This is a genomic window from Neorhizobium descurainiae (assembly GCF_051400715.1).
Taxonomy (GTDB): Bacteria; Pseudomonadota; Alphaproteobacteria; order Rhizobiales; family Rhizobiaceae; genus Neorhizobium.
Genome location: NZ_JBLFFK010000006.1, coordinates 109,608 through 125,439, shown reverse-complemented (window position 1 = coordinate 125,439; position 15,832 = coordinate 109,608). Strand labels below are relative to the sequence as shown.

Annotated in this window: 14 protein-coding genes; 10 read left to right on the top strand and 4 right to left on the bottom strand. The window is 63.2% G+C overall.

Annotation, left to right across the window (positions count from 1 at the left end):
• Positions 1 to 79: 79 nt before the first annotated feature.
• The 9 genes from ACMGE0_RS13225 (at position 80) to glyS (ending at position 10,021) form a co-directional block, all read left to right on the top strand.
• A complete protein-coding gene (locus tag ACMGE0_RS13225) occupies positions 80 to 301 on the top strand; it encodes a putative signal transducing protein (RefSeq protein WP_436816317.1) in 222 nt (73 codons plus the stop codon).
• Positions 302 to 548: 247 nt separating this feature from the next.
• Positions 549 to 1,346 (top strand): tRNA1(Val) (adenine(37)-N6)-methyltransferase, encoded by a 798-nt coding sequence (locus tag ACMGE0_RS13220; RefSeq protein ID WP_436816316.1) that lies wholly within the window; start codon positions 549 to 551, stop codon positions 1,344 to 1,346.
• 112 nt (positions 1,347 to 1,458) lie between these two features.
• Positions 1,459 to 2,325, top strand: a complete 867-nt coding sequence (locus ACMGE0_RS13215; protein WP_436816315.1) for a S49 family peptidase — start codon at positions 1,459 to 1,461, stop codon at positions 2,323 to 2,325.
• A 26-nt stretch (positions 2,326 to 2,351) separates the two neighbouring features.
• Positions 2,352 to 2,543 carry a hypothetical protein gene (locus tag ACMGE0_RS13210; RefSeq protein WP_436816314.1) on the top strand — a complete coding sequence of 64 codons (192 nt, stop codon included), beginning with the start codon at positions 2,352 to 2,354 and terminating at the stop codon, positions 2,541 to 2,543.
• A gap of 236 nt (positions 2,544 to 2,779) precedes the next feature.
• Positions 2,780 to 3,736: a glycine--tRNA ligase subunit alpha gene (locus tag ACMGE0_RS13205; RefSeq protein ID WP_436816313.1), complete on the top strand. Its 957-nt coding sequence runs from the start codon at positions 2,780 to 2,782 to the stop codon at positions 3,734 to 3,736.
• A 99-nt stretch (positions 3,737 to 3,835) separates the two neighbouring features.
• Positions 3,836 to 4,387: a LemA family protein gene (locus ACMGE0_RS13200; RefSeq protein ID WP_436816312.1), complete on the top strand. Its 552-nt coding sequence runs from the start codon at positions 3,836 to 3,838 to the stop codon at positions 4,385 to 4,387.
• A 94-nt stretch (positions 4,388 to 4,481) separates the two neighbouring features.
• Positions 4,482 to 5,753: a 3-phosphoshikimate 1-carboxyvinyltransferase gene (locus ACMGE0_RS13195; protein ID WP_436816311.1), complete on the top strand. Its 1,272-nt coding sequence runs from the start codon at positions 4,482 to 4,484 to the stop codon at positions 5,751 to 5,753.
• A gap of 40 nt (positions 5,754 to 5,793) precedes the next feature.
• Positions 5,794 to 7,719 carry a DUF2207 domain-containing protein gene (locus ACMGE0_RS13190; protein ID WP_436816310.1) on the top strand — a complete coding sequence of 642 codons (1,926 nt, stop codon included), beginning with the start codon at positions 5,794 to 5,796 and terminating at the stop codon, positions 7,717 to 7,719.
• A gap of 91 nt (positions 7,720 to 7,810) precedes the next feature.
• Complete coding sequence (gene glyS / locus ACMGE0_RS13185) at positions 7,811 to 10,021, top strand: glycine--tRNA ligase subunit beta (RefSeq protein ID WP_436816309.1); 2,211 nt, start codon at positions 7,811 to 7,813, stop codon at positions 10,019 to 10,021.
• Between the two features lie 61 nt (positions 10,022 to 10,082).
• Here the strand turns inward: glyS and ACMGE0_RS13180 are convergent, their stop codons facing one another.
• Together ACMGE0_RS13180 and ACMGE0_RS13175 are read right to left on the bottom strand one after the other, a co-directional pair.
• Complete coding sequence (locus ACMGE0_RS13180; protein ID WP_436816308.1) at positions 10,083 to 11,921, bottom strand: methyl-accepting chemotaxis protein; 1,839 nt, start codon at positions 11,919 to 11,921, stop codon at positions 10,083 to 10,085.
• A gap of 352 nt (positions 11,922 to 12,273) precedes the next feature.
• Complete coding sequence (locus ACMGE0_RS13175; RefSeq protein WP_436816307.1) at positions 12,274 to 12,876, bottom strand: TetR/AcrR family transcriptional regulator; 603 nt, start codon at positions 12,874 to 12,876, stop codon at positions 12,274 to 12,276.
• 136 nt (positions 12,877 to 13,012) lie between these two features.
• Between ACMGE0_RS13175 and ACMGE0_RS13170 the strand changes: the two genes are divergently transcribed.
• Positions 13,013 to 13,570 carry a DUF308 domain-containing protein gene (locus tag ACMGE0_RS13170; RefSeq protein WP_436816306.1) on the top strand — a complete coding sequence of 186 codons (558 nt, stop codon included), beginning with the start codon at positions 13,013 to 13,015 and terminating at the stop codon, positions 13,568 to 13,570.
• A 55-nt stretch (positions 13,571 to 13,625) separates the two neighbouring features.
• Here the strand turns inward: ACMGE0_RS13170 and ACMGE0_RS13165 are convergent, their stop codons facing one another.
• Positions 13,626 to 14,135 carry a plant virulence effector HPE1-like domain-containing protein gene (locus ACMGE0_RS13165; RefSeq protein ID WP_436816305.1) on the bottom strand — a complete coding sequence of 170 codons (510 nt, stop codon included), beginning with the start codon at positions 14,133 to 14,135 and terminating at the stop codon, positions 13,626 to 13,628.
• 99 nt (positions 14,136 to 14,234) lie between these two features.
• Positions 14,235 to 15,506, bottom strand: a complete 1,272-nt coding sequence (gene purD / locus ACMGE0_RS13160; protein WP_436816304.1) for a phosphoribosylamine--glycine ligase — start codon at positions 15,504 to 15,506, stop codon at positions 14,235 to 14,237.
• Between the last annotated feature and the right edge of the window lie 326 nt (positions 15,507 to 15,832).

The following is a 15,832-nucleotide window of genomic DNA, read 5'->3' as shown; positions in this document are numbered from 1 at the left end:
TACGAATGACAATAGAAAGAGGCAGTTAGGGCGGCAAGGGCAAATCGCATGCCGCCGGAATGATAGGACGTTTTGAAGCATGCGGGAAATCATCCGCACCAACGACGTGGTCACCCTCTCTCTGGCGGAAAGCCTGATGAAGGATGCGGGCATCCATTGCCTGATCGCCGATCAGTCCATGAGCGTGCTGGAAGGCTCGCTCGGGTTTCTGCCGCGCCGGTTCCTGGTGGAAGAGGAAAGGGCGGAGGAGGCGCGGCGAATACTGAAGGATGCCGGTCTGGGAGCGGAGCTGAGACCTTGAAGGAATCTCTGGTCTTAACCTGCGGCGTCCCTGCGGATCGCCCCCCTCTGGCCTGCCGGCCATCTCCCCCACAGGTGGGGAGATCGGCTGGGCGTGCCGGCTTCCCCAAACAACAAGCACTGCTGTTCGGCACGTCGTCAGCTTGGCGGGAAAAGTACGCTGCTTGTGATCTCCCCACCTGTGGGGGAGATGCCCGGCAGGGCAGAGGGGGGCTGCCGACTACCGCCATTCAACGATGGCAACCCGCATGACCTCCGACCACACCATCGACGCTTTCCACCGCGGACACTTTCGCGTGATGCAGCCGAAGGGCGGGGGGCATCGCTCCGGCGTCGATGCCATGCTGCTCGCTTCGCTGGTGGCCGCCGACAAGCCGGTCAGCGTCGCCGATCTCGGCGCCGGCGCCGGCGCGGCGGGGCTTGCCGTTGCCGCGCGTCTGGAAAGGGCGAAGGTCCTGCTGGTGGAGAAATCGCCGCTAATGGCCGACTACGCCCGCCGGACGCTAGCGCTTTCCGAAAACGCCTTCCTGGCCGGTCGCGTCGAGGTGCTCGAGGCCGATGTCACCCTGACGGGCAAGCCGCGTCTCGCCGCAGGCCTCGCGGACGAAATCCACGACCATGTCATCATGAACCCGCCATTCAACGATGCGGCCGACCGCCGGACGCCGGATGCGCTGAAGGCGGAGGCCCATGCCATGACGAAGGGCTTGTTCGAGGCCTGGATCCGCACGGCCGGCGCGATCATGAAGCCCGGCGGGCAATTGTCGCTGATCGCCAGGCCGCAATCGATCGCCGAAATCGTCGAGGCCTGCGGCAGGCGCTTCGGCGGGCTGGAGATCACCGCCCTCCATCCGCGGCCGGACGAGAATGCCACGCGCATCCTCGTTACCGCCGTCAAGGGATCGCGCGCCCGGCTGGCGCTCAGGGCGCCGCTCTTCGTGCATGGTGCCGACGGCCACGCCTTCACGCTCTTCGTGGACGACCTGAACAATGGCCGGGCGGCCTATCCACGCCTCGGCCCGCGGCGGCATCCGCCGGCAGCTTGACATTGAAGCCGGGAGATGGCGCCAAAAATCCCGCTTTCTCCGGGGCCGCCATTGTGTTTGAAATTCCGCCACATACATGTTTCTGAACGTTCCAACGACAGAAGGAAGAACAATGGCCGGGTTTTGGAAGAGGCTGATGCCGAAGCGGTTCCGTAAAGCGGGCGTGACGATCCCCGTCGTCCGGCTTCACGGCGCGATCATGGCCGGCGGCAGCCAGTTCAAGCAGACCCTCAATCTGGCCACCGTCGCACCCATGCTGGACAAGGCTTTCGCCAAGAAGGAGGCGCCGGTCGTCGCCATCTCCATCAATTCGCCGGGCGGCTCGCCGGTGCAGTCGCGGCTGATCTTCCAGCGCATCCGCGCGCTCGCCGAGGAGAAAGACAAGAAGGTGCTGATGTTCGTCGAGGACGTCGCAGCTTCCGGCGGCTACATGATCGCGCTCGCCGGCGACGAGATCTTTGCCGATCCGACCTCCATCGTCGGCTCGATCGGCGTCGTGTCGGGCGGCTTCGGCTTTCCGGAACTCCTGCGCAAGATCGGCGTCGAGCGCCGCGTCTATACCGCCGGCGAGAACAAGGCGATTCTCGATCCCTTCCAGCCGGAAAAGGAAGGCGATATCGAATACTTGAAGTCGCTGCAGCTCGAAATCCACAAAGTCTTCATCGACATGGTGAAGATGCGCCGCGGCGAGCGGCTGATCGACGATGCGACCATCTTTTCCGGCCTGTTCTGGAGCGGCCTGCGCGGCCTCGATCTTGGCCTGATCGACGGATTGGGAGAGATGCGCGAGGTGGTGAAGCGCCGCTACGGCAAGGATGTGAAGCTGGAGCTCATCGGCAGTGCCCGCACGCTCTTCGGCCGCCGGCTTCCCGGCGTCGCCTTTGGAGAGGGCAAGGTCGGTGAAATCGCCGCAGGAGCGGCAACGGGACTTGCCGCAAGCCTTGAGGAAAAGGCATTGTGGAGCAGGTACGGCCTTTAAGGCCGGAAAATACGCGCGAGGGGGAAATGGCGCAGCTTATATTTCTGATTGTTCTGATCGGCGGCGGCTGGATGCTCTACAAGAAGTTCGTCAAGGATGCCGAAAAGCTCACCCAGCGCTCGAAAGAACGGGAAAAGGAGCGCCAGACCGGCGCGATCGGCACGCTCGTCAAGGATCCGGAAACGGGTGAGTATCGCGTGAAGAGGGATGAGGAGTAGGGAGACTACAATCGCTCCTTGATGCGTGAGACCCAATCGGAACCGGCATAGCTCACGCAGATGATGAAGAGGGTCAGTGTTTCGTCGTCGACGGTGAAGCAGAACCACGGCTTTTTCAGCAGCGGGGACGGCGCGCAGGCCGGGCAGGAGCGAGATGGGAAAACGCATAAATCCTTGACCCGTGCCCCTGAGGCGTGGCACTCGTCCGCATCCTTGAACCGACATCAGATACCGCCATGACCGATCTGCCCGCCCACATGTCTCCGGCCCGCTCCTTTCAAGGGCTGATTCTTGCGCTCCAGAACTACTGGGCGGACAAGGGTTGCGCGATCCTGCAGCCTTACGACATGGAAGTCGGTGCCGGCACCTTCCATCCGGCGACCACGCTGCGCGCGCTCGGGCCGCGGCCGTGGAAGGCGGCCTATGTGCAGCCGTCGCGCCGCCCCTCCGACGGCCGCTACGGCGAGAACCCCAACCGCCTGCAGCATTATTACCAGTACCAGGTCATCCTGAAGCCGAACCCGCCGAACCTGCAGGAACTTTATCTCGGTTCGCTGAAGGCGATCGGCCTCGATCCGCTGCTGCATGACGTGCGCTTCGTCGAGGATGACTGGGAAAGCCCCACCCTCGGCGCCTGGGGCCTCGGCTGGGAATGCTGGTGCGACGGTATGGAAGTCTCGCAGTTCACGTACTTCCAGCAGGTCTGCGGCATCGAATGCGCGCCGGTCGCGGGCGAGCTCACCTACGGTCTCGAACGCCTCGCCACCTATCTGCAGGGCGTCGACAGCATCTACGAGCTGAACTTCAACGGCCGCGAGGGCGAGGAAAAGATCACCTATGGCGACGTATTCCTGCAGGCCGAGCAGGAATATTCCCGCCATAACTTCGAATTCGCCGATACCGCCATGCTGCACCGGCATTTCATCGACGCGGAAAAGGAATGCCAGGCACTTCTGGCGGCCGGCGCTCCGGGCGCCAATGCCAACCAGATGCTGCACAAATGCGTCTTCCCGGCCTATGACCAGTGCATCAAGGCATCCCACGTCTTCAACCTGCTCGACGCGCGGGGCGTCATCTCGGTCACGGAGCGCCAGAGCTATATCCTGCGCGTCCGCACGCTGGCGAAGGCCTGCGGCGAGGCCTTCCTGTTGACCGAAGCCGGCGGCGTGAACTTCGGCAAAGAGGCGGCATAAACCCGATCGCGTTTGAGCATCAGGGTTGGCGCCGTTTGACGCCCTCTAAGAAGTGTGCCTAGTCTCCGCCCGGATTACACGTCTGAGGGGGATTCGTGCATGTATATCCTGATCGGCATCGTCGTTCTCGTCGCTCTATACGCCGTCGTCATCTATAACGGCCTGGTCAAATCCCGGCAGATGGCGGAGGAGGCGTGGTCGGGCATCGACGTGCAGTTGAAGCGCCGTGCCGATCTTATCCCCAACCTCATCGAGACGGTGAAGGGTTACGCCGCCCACGAGAAGAGCACGCTGGAGGAAGTGATCGAGCTGCGCAACAGGGCACAGGCCGTGCCGGCGGGTGATGTCGCCGCCCGTGCGGAAGCCGAAGGTCTGCTCGGCCAGGCGCTCGGCAAGCTTTTCGCTCTCGCGGAATCCTATCCGGACCTCAAGGCCAGCCAGAATTTTTCCGAGCTGCAGGCCTCTCTGGAAACCATAGAAAGCGAGATCCAGATGGCCAGGCGCTATTACAACGGTGCCGCGCGCGACCTGAACGTCAAGGTCGAGAGCTTTCCCTCCAATCTCGTCGCCGGCCAGTTCGGTTTTGGGAAGCGCGATTATTTCGAGATCACCGACGAATCCGACCGGGCGGTCCCGGCCGTCAAATTCTGAGTAACCGCCATTGGACCTTTGCGCCGCGACGGTTTAAGAGCGCGCTTGGCCGTGCTGTCGCGGTGTTTTGAATGGCGTAAGAGACGATATCAACATGGGCAGAGCCAAACTCACCATATTGCCGCCGGGCAAGCCGCTTATCGGGCGCGCCATGCCGCCGGGTTCGAAGTCGATCACCAATCGCGCATTGCTGCTCGCCGGGCTTGCCGAGGGCACCAGCCGGCTGACCGGCGCGCTCAGAAGCGACGATACGCGCTATATGGCGGAAGCGCTCCGGGCCATGGGCGTGACGATCGAGCAGCCGGACGAAACGACCTTCGCGGTGACCGGCACGGGCAGGCTTCTGCCGCCGGCAGCCCCGCTCTTCCTCGGCAATGCCGGCACCGCTACACGATTCCTGACGGCAGCCGTCGCCTCCGTTGATGGCACGGTCGTGGTCGATGGCGATGAGCACATGCGCAAGCGGCCGATCGGTCCGCTGGTCGCCGCGCTGAAGTCGCTTGGGATCAACGTCGAGGCGCCGACCGGCTGCCCGCCGGTCACCGTGCGCGGCAACGGCCATTTCGCTTCGGGCCGGGTGGAGATCGATGCCGGCCTGTCGAGCCAGTATGTTTCAGCCCTGCTGATGGCCGCACCGCTTGCGCCGAAAGGCGCCAATGCGCCGGTCACCGTGGCGCTTGCCGGTGCCGAGATCGGCGCGCGCGGCTATGTCGATCTGACGCTTGCCGCCATGCAGGCCTTCGGCGCCAAGGTGGAGCAGATAGACGCCGCGAGCTGGAAGGTCGAGCCGACCGGCTACAAGGCCGCGGATTTCGTCATCGAGCCGGATGCGTCCGCTGCGACCTATCTCTGGGCGGCGGAAGTGCTGACCGGCGGCAGGATCGACCTCGGCGTGCCGAGCGATGCCTTCACCCAGCCGGATGCCAAGGCCTATGACCTGATTTCCAGATTCCCGCATCTGCCGGCGGAGATCGACGGCTCGCAGATGCAGGATGCGGTGCCGACGCTCGCCGTGCTCGCAGCCTTCAACGAGACGCCGGTACGTTTCACCGGCATCGCCAATCTGCGGGTCAAGGAATGCGACCGGGTGCGGGCGTTGTCGCTCGGCCTCAACGCCATCCGCGAGGGCCTTGCCACGGAAGAGGGGGATGACCTGATCGTCGCCTCCGATCCGTCGCTCGCCGGCCAGACGCTGCCGGCCGAGATCAATACCTTCGCCGACCACCGCATCGCCATGAGCTTCGCGCTGGCGGGCTTGAAGATCGGCGGCATCACCATTCTCGATCCGGATTGCGTCGCCAAGACGTTCCCGACCTATTGGGATGTGCTGGCCTCGCTCGGCGTTTCGTACTCGGATATCGAATAGGCGCCAAAAGGATCGGCCGGGTGCCGAGAGGAGGAATGGCGTGGTGCGGTGGTTTTCCGGTTTCTGGCTTGCGCTTCTGTTCTGCCTGTCCGTGGTGGCGCCGGTCCGGGCGGAGGAATATATCCGCGCCTACCATTCAGACATCGAAGTCGGCCGAAACGGCGAGTTGACGGTTTCCGAAACGATCGCCGTCAATGCCGAAGGCCGCAACATCAGGCGCGGCGTCTTTCGCGATTTTCCGCTGACCATGGTGGATGCGAATGGCCGCACGGTGCGGGTCGGTTTCGATGTCGTCTCGGTCACGCGTGACGGGCGGAACGAGCCCTACCATACGGAATCGGTGGCGGGCGGCATCCGCATCTATGCCGGCTCCGAAGATACGCTTCTGAGGAACGGCGAACACACCTATGTCTTCACCTACCGGACCGACCGGCAGATCCGCTACTTCTCCGATCACGACGAACTCTACTGGAACGTCACCGGCAACGGCTGGCTGTTCCGCATCGCCGGGGCTTCGGCGCGGGTAACGCTTCCGGGCGGCAGGGTCACGCAGACCGCCGCCTATACCGGTCCGCTCGGATCCACGGACCGCAACGCCCGCATGCAGGCGAACGGCAACGAGGCGGTCTTTGCCACAACCCGCCCGCTCAGGGAGCAGGAAGGCCTCACCATCGTCGTCGGGTTTCCGAAGGGCGTTGTCGCGCCGCCATCCGCCGATCAGGAGCGCTCTTGGTGGTTCCGCGACAATCTCAATCTCTTCCTGGGTTTCGGCGGCCTGATCCTCGTCATCGGTTATTATTTCTTCTTCTGGACCCGTGTCGGGCGTGATCCCGCGCGCGGCGTCATGGTGCCGCGCTGGGATGCGCCCGAAGGCATCTCGCCGGCACTCGTCAACTATATCGAGAACAAGGGATTTTCGGGCGGCGGCTGGACGGCCTTTTCGGCGAGCGCGCTCGATCTCGCGGTAAAGGGCTATGTGAAGCTGGAGGATCTCAAGGAGAAGATCGTCATCCGGCGGACGGACAAGGCCGCGCCCAGGAACCTGCCGATCGGCCAGGCGTCCATCCTCGGTTCGGTCGGCGGGCCGGGACGAAGCCTGGTCATCGACGAAGCGCATGGCACGACGGTGCAATCCGTGGGTGCGAGCTTCCGCAATGCGATCGAGAAGGAGCATCGCGGCCGATATTACAAGGCCAATACGGGTTATGTGGCGGGCGGCGTGGCGCTGAGCGTGCTCGCCATTCTGGCGCTGATCGTTTTCGGCAATATCGAGCCGGATATGATCGGCATGCTGATCCTGCCGGCTTTCTTCGCCGTCTTTTTCGGCATCTTTGCCGTGAGCCTCGGCAAGGGCCTGCGCCGCGGCTCCTCGCTCGTCTCGAAAATCATTTCGATCGTGATCCTCGGTTTCATCGGCCTTGTCGCCCTGTCGATCGGCTCGGCTCTGCTGGTGGCGATCATGGCGGAGATGACCGGCAGCGACCATTGGCCGGTGCTGGTGGCGGTGGGCGGCATCGTGCTTGCGAACGTCATCTTCTTCTTCCTGATGGGCGCGCCGACGCCGCTCGGCCGCAAGCTGATGGACGGCATCGAGGGCCTGCGCACCTATCTGACGCTTGCGGAAGAGGACCGCATGAACATGGCGGGTGCACCGGCCATGTCGCCGCAGCATTTCGAAACGCTGCTGCCTTACGCGGTGGCGCTCGGCGTCGAAAAGCCGTGGAGCCGCGCCTTCGAGACATGGCTCGCGACGGCCGCGGCGGGCGCTGCCGCAGCGTCCTATGCGCCCGGCTGGTACAGCGGCAACTATTCCAATTTCGGCGACCGCATCGGCGGCTTCTCGTCCTCGATGGCCTCCACCATCGCCTCGACCATCCCGGCGCCAAAATCCTCCTCGTCCTCCTCCGGCTTCTCGGGCGGCTCCTCCGGCGGCGGGGGAGGTGGTGGCGGAGGTGGGGGGTGGTAATTTGCCGTTTGCAGGTGACTTTTGCGGTGCGGCTTGCTAGAGGCTCCGCAATTGCTCATTTCCTGTGAAATTCACACAAAAGTTGAGTTCGATGCCCGATCTTCTCCTGGAACTTCGCTCCGAAGAAATCCCCGCACGCATGCAGCGCAAGGCCGCGGGGGATCTTAAAAAGCTCGTCACCGACGCGCTGGTGGAAGCGGGTCTGACCTACGAGGGGGCGCGCGAATACTGGACGCCGCGCCGCCTGGTGCTTGATATCCGCGGCCTCACCGCCCGTTCCGCCGATCAGCGCGAGGAGCGCAAGGGTCCGCGCACCGACGCGCCGGAAAAGGCGATCGAAGGTTTTTTGCGCGGCGCAGGTCTCTCGTCGGTGTCGGAAGCGCAGGTCGTCAGCGACCCGAAGAAGGGCGATTTCTACGTCGCGGTCATCTCCAGGCCCGGCCGTCCGGCGGAAGAAATCATCGCCGACGTCATGCCCGGCATTATCCGCAATTTCCCCTGGCCGAAATCGATGCGCTGGGGCGCTGCCTCCATGCCGAAAGGCATGCGGTATGCGGGCATCGAGGGCAAGGGACCGGAAAGCCTGCGCTGGGTGCGCCCGCTGCAGTCGATCGTCTGCGTCTTCGGCCCGGAGCATGAGGAAACCCAGGTCATCCCGTTCGAGATCGACGGGCTGACGGCGGGCAACGTCACCTATGGCCACCGTTTCCATGCGCCGGAGGCGATCACCGTGCGCCGGTTCGAGGATTACGCATCGAGCCTCGAAAAGGCGAAGGTCATGCTGGATGCCGACCGCCGCAAGGACGTGATCCTGCACGACGCGCGCGATCTCGCCTTCGCCAACGGCCTCGAACTCATCGAGGACGAGGGCTTGCTGGAAGAGGTCTCCGGTCTCGTCGAATGGCCGCATGTGCTGATGGGCGAGTTCGAGAAGGAATATCTCGAAATCCCGGCGGAAATCATCCGTCTGACCATCAAGACGAACCAGAAATGTTTCGTCACGCGGCCTCAGGGCGGCGAGGGCCTTTCCAACCGCTTCATCCTGGTCTCGAACATCGAGGCGAAGGACGGCGGCAAGGAGATCGTCCACGGCAACGGCAAGGTCGTGCGTGCTCGCCTGTCGGATGCTAGGCATTTCTGGACCCGCGATCAGGGCGACATGCCGGACCTCGACACGCTGGTCGAGTCCGCGAAGAAATTCGACCTCGATCTCAAGAAGCCGCTCGACCAGCGCATGGCGAAGCTCGACGCGCTGAACGTCACCTTCCATGCCAAGCTCGGCACGCAGGGTGAACGTGTCCGCCGCATCCGCGATCTCGCGCAACAATTGGCCCCGATCGTCGGCGCCGATCCGGCGCTTGTCGATCGCGCCGCCGTGCTGGCGAAGGCCGACCTGCGCACTGAGGCTGTCGGCGAGTTCCCGGAACTGCAGGGCCTGATGGGCCGCAAATACGCGACGCTGCAGGGCGAGAGCCCATCGGTCGCCGCCGCGATCGAGGATCACTGGAAGCCAAACGGCCCATCCGACCGTCTACCTGAGGACAAGGTTGGCCTGACAGTCGCCCTCGCCGACAAGCTCGACACTCTCGTCGGCTTCTGGGCGATCGACGAAAAGCCGACCGGCTCCAAGGACCCTTATGCGCTCCGCCGCGCGGCATTGGGCGTCGTGCGTATTCTGCTGGAGCGGAAGGTGCGGTTGCCGCTTTACAAGACGCTGATTGCAGCCAATATCGATGCCGCACTTGTTGGCAAGAGCGAGATCGGTATCAACGAGGAAGTCCTGTTCGACCTCCTCTCCTTCTTCCACGACCGCCTGAAGGTCTACCTGCGCGACATGGGCGCGCGGCATGACCTGATCGACGCTGTGCTGACGCCGGAAGCCGACGATCTCCTGATGGTCGCCCGCCGTGTCGAGGCGCTGACGGGTTTCATTACATCCGAGGATGGCAAGAACCTGCTCGCCGGCACCAAGCGCGCCGTGCAGCTTCTCGCCGCTGAAGAGAAGAAGGGCACCGTCGTCGCCGACGGCGTTTCGGAAAAGCTTTTGAGGCTCGACGCGGAAAAGGCGCTCTGGGCGGCGATCAAGACCGCTTCGAAGGACGCGGCGGAGGCCATCGCCAAGGAAGACTTCCGCTCGGCCATGGAGGCCTTGTCAAAACTCCGCGCGCCGGTGGACCGGTTCTTCGAGGATGTTCTGGTCAATGACGAGGATGCCGCGATTCGCGCCAATCGCCTGGCGCTCCTGAAGGCGATCCGCGAAGCGACTGGCACGGTCGCCGACTTCTCGAAGATCGTGTCCTGACAAAAAACAAAACCGCCGGGCTTGCACCCGGCGGTTCCTCTGCCCCCCTTGAAGGTTTGGCTCAGCTTGCCCTGCGCATCTTCTGCGCCACGTGGTGAAGACCGCTTGCGCCGGCGTCGGCATTCGCAACGCGGAAGCTGCGGATCAGGTTGAGCAGCTCGTCCGTGTCGGAAGCGAGCGCTTCCGCCGAGGCCGTGGTTTCCTCGGCCATGGCGGCATTGTGCTGGGTCGCCGCGTCGAGCTGGTTCAGCGACGACGAGATCGAGCGCAGCGTCGTGTCCTGTTCGGAGGCCGAATGGGCGATCTTGCCGACGATCTCGCTTGCGGCCTTCACCTGGCTGGAGATGCGCTTGAGGGCCTCGCCGGCTTCGCCCACCAGGCGGACGCCGTTCTGCACCTGGCCGGACGAACGGGAGATCTGGTCCTTGATCTCCTTGGCGGCCGCGGCGGAGCGCTGCGCCAGTTCGCGAACTTCCTGGGCGACGACCGCGAAACCCTTGCCGGATTCGCCGGCGCGGGCAGCCTCGACGCCGGCATTGAGCGCCAAGAGGTTGGTCTGGAAGGCGATGTCGTCGATCACGCCGATGATCTTGGAGATTTCTTCCGACGAATGTTCGATGCCGCCCATGGCTTCGATCGCCTGGGCGACGATCTGGTCGGAGCGGTTGGCTTCCGTGCTGACCGAGGTCACGCGCTGGGCGGCCTCATGGGCGCCTTCGGCCGTCTGGCGGACGGCGACCGCAAGCTCATCGAGAGCGGCGGACGTCTCTTCCAGGTTGGCGGCCTGCCGTTCGGTGCGCTGCGACAGCTCGTTCGAGGCGCGCCGGATTTCCTCCTTCGAACCGCCGATGTCGATGCCTTTGGCGTTGACCTTGGCCATGGCCGCTTCGAGATGCGCGAGCGCCTCGTTGAAGTTGTGGCGCAGCGCCTCGTAACGCGGCCCGAGATCGCTGCAGCGGACGGTGAGGTCGCCGGTGGCGAGCGCTTCGAGCGCCTCGCCGATGGTCGAGACGACGCGGGCCTGTTCGGCCGCGTCCTGCTGCTGCAGGGCAAGGTTCTGCTGGCGTTCGCGGTCGAGTTCCTGCTGCTGCTTCGCCTCGCGCTCGGCCATGGCATGGCGCTCGCGGACCTTTTCCTGCAGCGCCTGGGTGGCCTTGGCCATCATGCCAATTTCGTTGGACATTTCGGTGTGCGGGATCTGCGCCTTGACGTCCTCGTCGGCAACGGCCCGCAGCGCGTCGTGAACGGCGGCAAGCGGCCTGGTGATGTTGCGGATCACGTAGGAGGCGGCAGCGAGCGCGAAGAGGAAGGCGAGGAAGCCGATGCCGACCACCTGCCAGATGGCCGTGTTGATCTTGGCATCGAGATCGTCGGTGTAGACGCCGGTTGCGACGATGATCTGCCAGGGTTCGAAAGCGCGGGAATAGGCCGCCTTCTCGAAGACCTGATCAGCCGGCATGCCGGGCTTTTCCCAATAGTAGAGGGTGATGCCGCCGCCCGCGCGGCCCTTGGCCACGAGCTCCTCGCGGAAGAGATTGCCCATCTTGTCCGGCTGGCCCTTCTGGTTCACGCCGACAAGTTTCGGGTTGTAGTGGAACTGCGTCACGGTGTCGTAGTTCAGGCCGAAAATGTAGCCCGCCGGCTCGTATTTGATGCCTGCGACCGCCGCGTAGGCGTATTTCTGGGCATCCTCGTGGCTGAGCTCTCCGGACTTTTCCCGATCGTAGTAGGACTGCAGGATGGAAATGCCGGATTCGACCTGCGTGCGCAGCATGTCGTAGCGCTCTTCGTAGATCGCGGCGATCGAGGTGCGGATCTGATAATAGGTCACGGCGGCGAACGCCACCATCAGCACGGCCACCATGCCGAGCAGCTGATGGGAGATCTTGAAGTTCTTCATTTTCGACTCACTTTCAGGCAGCCGAAATCTCCCGGAGGAGCCGGAGCGGAACGAGGTTTTGGGGAAAAGGCGCTTCCTGCGCCGGCACGTGCTCACATCGCACTGTGACGATAGAGTGATGCAGTATACTTGAATAAAAATTTAATTATGCCGGTTTTGGCGGCTGAAAAAGACAATAATTTAGGCAAATCTGCCTGGAGGAGGCGAAAGATTCACGCTGCGCGCGAATTATATTTCAGGAGCACTTTTTGCTTTGCAAATATTATATTTATCTAATTTAGAAATAATCACATTAACTGGTGAAAGGCGACGGATGACGGTTTCCGGCCCATGCGGCCATCGACTGGCGATCTTAGCCTCGAAGCTTCCTGGAATCGCGTACCCGCAGCCTGGCGATCTGAGGGGCGACGATTGCGACGAACAAGCCGGGATCGCCGAAAGCCCTCGCAGAGAGCATTGCCCCATGAACCGAGGCCATCAGCATTTGGGCCACCTCTTCCGGCCGCTCGTCCAACCGGAGCAGGTCCTGCTCGACGCCAGCCTGCAGCACCGACGTGAGCCATCCCGCGAGGCCATGGAAATGGGCACGGACGCGTGACGCGACCTCTTCCGGCAGCATCTGCATCTCGCTGGCGAGCATCGCGCAGACGCAGAAGGGCAGCGAGGCATCCCGAATGCAGGAATGCCAATAGTTCATATAGGACTGCAGTTGTTCGGCGGGGCTTGAGACCTGCTCCCGCAGAGACTTCAAGCCCGCCTCCGTCTGCTGCTTGTAGCGATCCACCAGCACCGACACCAGCTCGGCCTTGGTCGGAAAGTGATGGTGGATGCTCGCCTTCCTGATACCGATCGCGGCCGAGATGTCGGCATAGCTGAACCCGTTGTAGCCTCCCGCCACAATAAGAGACTGCGCGATGTCGAGAATTTTTTCCGAGGTCGAAGCCGTTGAATTCATGTCGTTGCCTACCTTCTGGTAGGCAGATTGTCAAGGCTGCGGCATTCCTGTTTCTCACGAAGAGGTGTTCGCGCGTCGCGTTGACTCGGAAAACAAACTACCTACTAGTAGGGAGGCAACGATAAGGAACCTCCCGATGCAAAGCCATTCTTTGACCCAGTCCAACTGGCTGCGATCCTATTATTTCGTACGCGCCCTATTCTCCATCGCCTGGATTGCGGCCGCCATTCTCCTCGGCGGACAACCACGCGGCGCCGCCTTTCTGCTGGCGATCTACCCTCTATGGGACGCGCTCGCCAATCTGGTTGATGCCCGGGTAAACGGTGGCCTGAAGGTCAACCCGTCCCAGGCGTTGAATGTGGTGGTCAGCATGACCACGACGATCGCCGTCATCGTGGCGCTCAGCAATAGCACCTACGCCGTTCTGGCCGTGTTTGGGGTTTGGGCGATCCTCTCGGGTCTGCTGCAACTCTACACGGGAGTGAGGCGCTGGCGTGCCTACGGCGCCCAATGGGTGATGATCCTGAGTGGCGCGCAGTCGGTCCTTGCCGGCGGCTTCATGATCAGCCGATCGCTCGGCATCGTGGCGCCAACGATTCTGGACATCGTCCCGTATGCGGGGTTCGGCGCGTTCTACTTCCTGCTTTCCGCAATCTGGCTTGTGGTCGCAAGCTATCGCAAAGCCCATGCGTAGGCGCTGCCCGGTCTAACGGCGGCAAGTTTGACGTTATTTGCAGGATAATCGTGGATCAGTTGACGCGAAGCCGGAACGTGTCGAGCGCCAGCGGCTCCCGGGCGGCGGATGCCTCGATGATTCCGGTATCCGCCTTGCCGATGGCCTCGACGGCGCTGGTCGTGGCTCCAAGGTCGATGCCGTCGCCGGAGGCTTCCGCCTCCTCGATCTGCATTTCGGTCGAACCGTTGGTCGTCGGATGAATCTCGGCCACGGCCTTTTCGCCGGCCAGCCATTCCGGGAGCTTGCTGACATAGATCACCGGCGAGCCGCCGAGCCAGGCTTCGGTGCGCGCGAGCTTCTTTTCGCCGTTGATATCGACGATTTCCATCTTCTGGGTTCCGGGCGCCAGCTCGGGAACCTTGTAGGTGGATTGGTCGGCCTTCGCCTCCGTGATCGGGCAATCGGCGCAACGCTTCTCGACAATGCTGGCACTCAAGGGTTGGGTGCCTCCGATCTCCACGATGGAGGAGGCGAAGGCCGCACTGCTTGCAAACACCAGAGCCGTCGTGAGAACGAGACGCATGACCGGAATCCTTCTTTGGGTCTCAAAGAAGTAGCGCGGCTTCGTTTCGATCCCGTCAGGATAATCGGTAAATTTTGAATGAATCCGTGGTCGTGGCGCTCAGTTCTGCTCGCGTGCGACGGCACGCCAGCCGATATCCCGGCGGCAGAAGCCGTTCTCCCACTTCACCTGGTCGACGAGTGCGTAGGCGCGGGCCTTGGCCTCCGCCACCGTGCGGCCGGTGGCGGTCACGTTGAGCACGCGTCCGCCGGTGGCGACGAGCGCTCCGTCCTTCAGGGCCGTGCCTGCGTGAAAGATCTTCTCTCCGTCGGATGTTTGCGGCAGACGGGCGATCGGCGTGCCCTTGTCGTAAGAGCCCGGATAACCTTTCGAGGCCATCACCACGGTCAGCGCCACCTCGTCGCTCCATTCGGCGGCAACGCGATCGAGCGTCCCTGTCGCGGCCGCATGGAGCAGTTCCAGGAGGTCGCTCTTGAGCCGCATCATCAGCACCTGGCATTCCGGATCGCCGAAGCGGACATTGTATTCGATGAGTTCCGGCCCCTTCGCCGTGATCATCAGTCCGGCGAAGAAGACGCCGGTGAAGGGATAGCCGCTGTCCGCCATGCCGCGGATAGTCGGCTCGATGATCTCCGTCATCGTGCGGGACACCATCTCCGGCGTCATGACGGGGGCGGGGGAATAGGCTCCCATGCCGCCGGTATTCGGTCCTGTATCGCCGTCGCCGACGCGCTTGTGGTCCTGGGCGGTGGCGAGCGCCAGCGCCGTCTTGCCGTCGGAGAGGCAGAAGAAGCTCGCCTCCTCGCCGTCGAGATAGGCCTCCACCACGACCTCCGCGCCGGCCGAACCGAACGCGCCGTCGAAACAGTCGTCGATCGCCGCCAGCGCCTCGTCGAGCGTCATGGCGACCGTCACACCCTTGCCGGCGGCAAGCCCGTCCGCCTTGACGACGATCGGCGCGCCCTGTTCCCTGACATAGGCCTTGGCCTCGGCCGCATCGGAGAAGCGGCGATAGGCGCCGGTCGGAATGCCGTAGCGGGCGCAGAGATCCTTGGTGAAGCCTTTCGAACCCTCGAGCTGGGCTGCCGCGGCGGAAGGTCCGAAGACCGCGATATCTTCGGCACGAAGGACATCGGCGAGGCCGGCCACCAGCGGCGCCTCCGGCCCGACCACGACGAGGTCGATCTGATTTTCGAGGCAGAAGGACGCGACGGCCGGATGATCGTCGATATCGAGCGCCACGGGATCGGCATGTTCGGCGATGCCGGGATTGCCGGGCGCGGCATAGAACTTCGTGAGTTTCGGGGACAGGGCGAGTTTCCAGGCGAGCGCATGCTCGCGGCCGCCCGAACCGATCAAGAGAACCTTCATGCCTCGCCCTCGTTTGCGCCTGAGGAATTATACTCCGGGCGGTTAAGGGGAGGGGCGGCAAAGGTCAAGAGGCCAAAGCCTTGTGATGGCCTCTCACCCCGTGGCGGACACGCCATGTTCGGTGAGAGCGCCATCACGTAAGCGAAATCTATATTTCTCTTCCCCTCCGCACGTTGCCGTTCCGACGGATGTCGAGTGTCGCCTGGAAGATCTTCCTGTTCCGGTACGCGAGAAAGGGTACCGGTTCGTTCCTCGAGGCTGCGCCGCTCAGCTTTTGATTGAGATAGCAAATGATGGCTTCGAGCTCCTCATCCGCAACCGTCGTT

What these genes read in the sequence shown, in the direction of transcription:
- ACMGE0_RS13225 (WP_436816317.1), top strand. Translation starts at nt 80, where the DNA reads ATGCGGGAAATCATCCGCACCAACGACGTGGTCACCCTCTCTCTGGCG.
- ACMGE0_RS13220 (WP_436816316.1), top strand. Translation starts at nt 549, where the DNA reads ATGACCTCCGACCACACCATCGACGCTTTCCACCGCGGACACTTTCGC.
- ACMGE0_RS13215 (WP_436816315.1), top strand. Translation starts at nt 1,459, where the DNA reads ATGGCCGGGTTTTGGAAGAGGCTGATGCCGAAGCGGTTCCGTAAAGCG.
- ACMGE0_RS13210 (WP_436816314.1), top strand. Translation starts at nt 2,352, where the DNA reads ATGGCGCAGCTTATATTTCTGATTGTTCTGATCGGCGGCGGCTGGATG.
- ACMGE0_RS13205 (WP_436816313.1), top strand. Translation starts at nt 2,780, where the DNA reads ATGACCGATCTGCCCGCCCACATGTCTCCGGCCCGCTCCTTTCAAGGG.
- ACMGE0_RS13200 (WP_436816312.1), top strand. Translation starts at nt 3,836, where the DNA reads ATGTATATCCTGATCGGCATCGTCGTTCTCGTCGCTCTATACGCCGTC.
- ACMGE0_RS13195 (WP_436816311.1), top strand. Translation starts at nt 4,482, where the DNA reads ATGGGCAGAGCCAAACTCACCATATTGCCGCCGGGCAAGCCGCTTATC.
- glyS (WP_436816309.1), top strand. Translation starts at nt 7,811, where the DNA reads ATGCCCGATCTTCTCCTGGAACTTCGCTCCGAAGAAATCCCCGCACGC.
- ACMGE0_RS13180 (WP_436816308.1), bottom strand. Translation starts at nt 11,921, where the DNA reads ATGAAGAACTTCAAGATCTCCCATCAGCTGCTCGGCATGGTGGCCGTG.
- ACMGE0_RS13175 (WP_436816307.1), bottom strand. Translation starts at nt 12,876, where the DNA reads ATGAATTCAACGGCTTCGACCTCGGAAAAAATTCTCGACATCGCGCAG.
- ACMGE0_RS13170 (WP_436816306.1), top strand. Translation starts at nt 13,013, where the DNA reads ATGCAAAGCCATTCTTTGACCCAGTCCAACTGGCTGCGATCCTATTAT.
- ACMGE0_RS13165 (WP_436816305.1), bottom strand. Translation starts at nt 14,135, where the DNA reads ATGCGTCTCGTTCTCACGACGGCTCTGGTGTTTGCAAGCAGTGCGGCC.
- purD (WP_436816304.1), bottom strand. Translation starts at nt 15,506, where the DNA reads ATGAAGGTTCTCTTGATCGGTTCGGGCGGCCGCGAGCATGCGCTCGCC.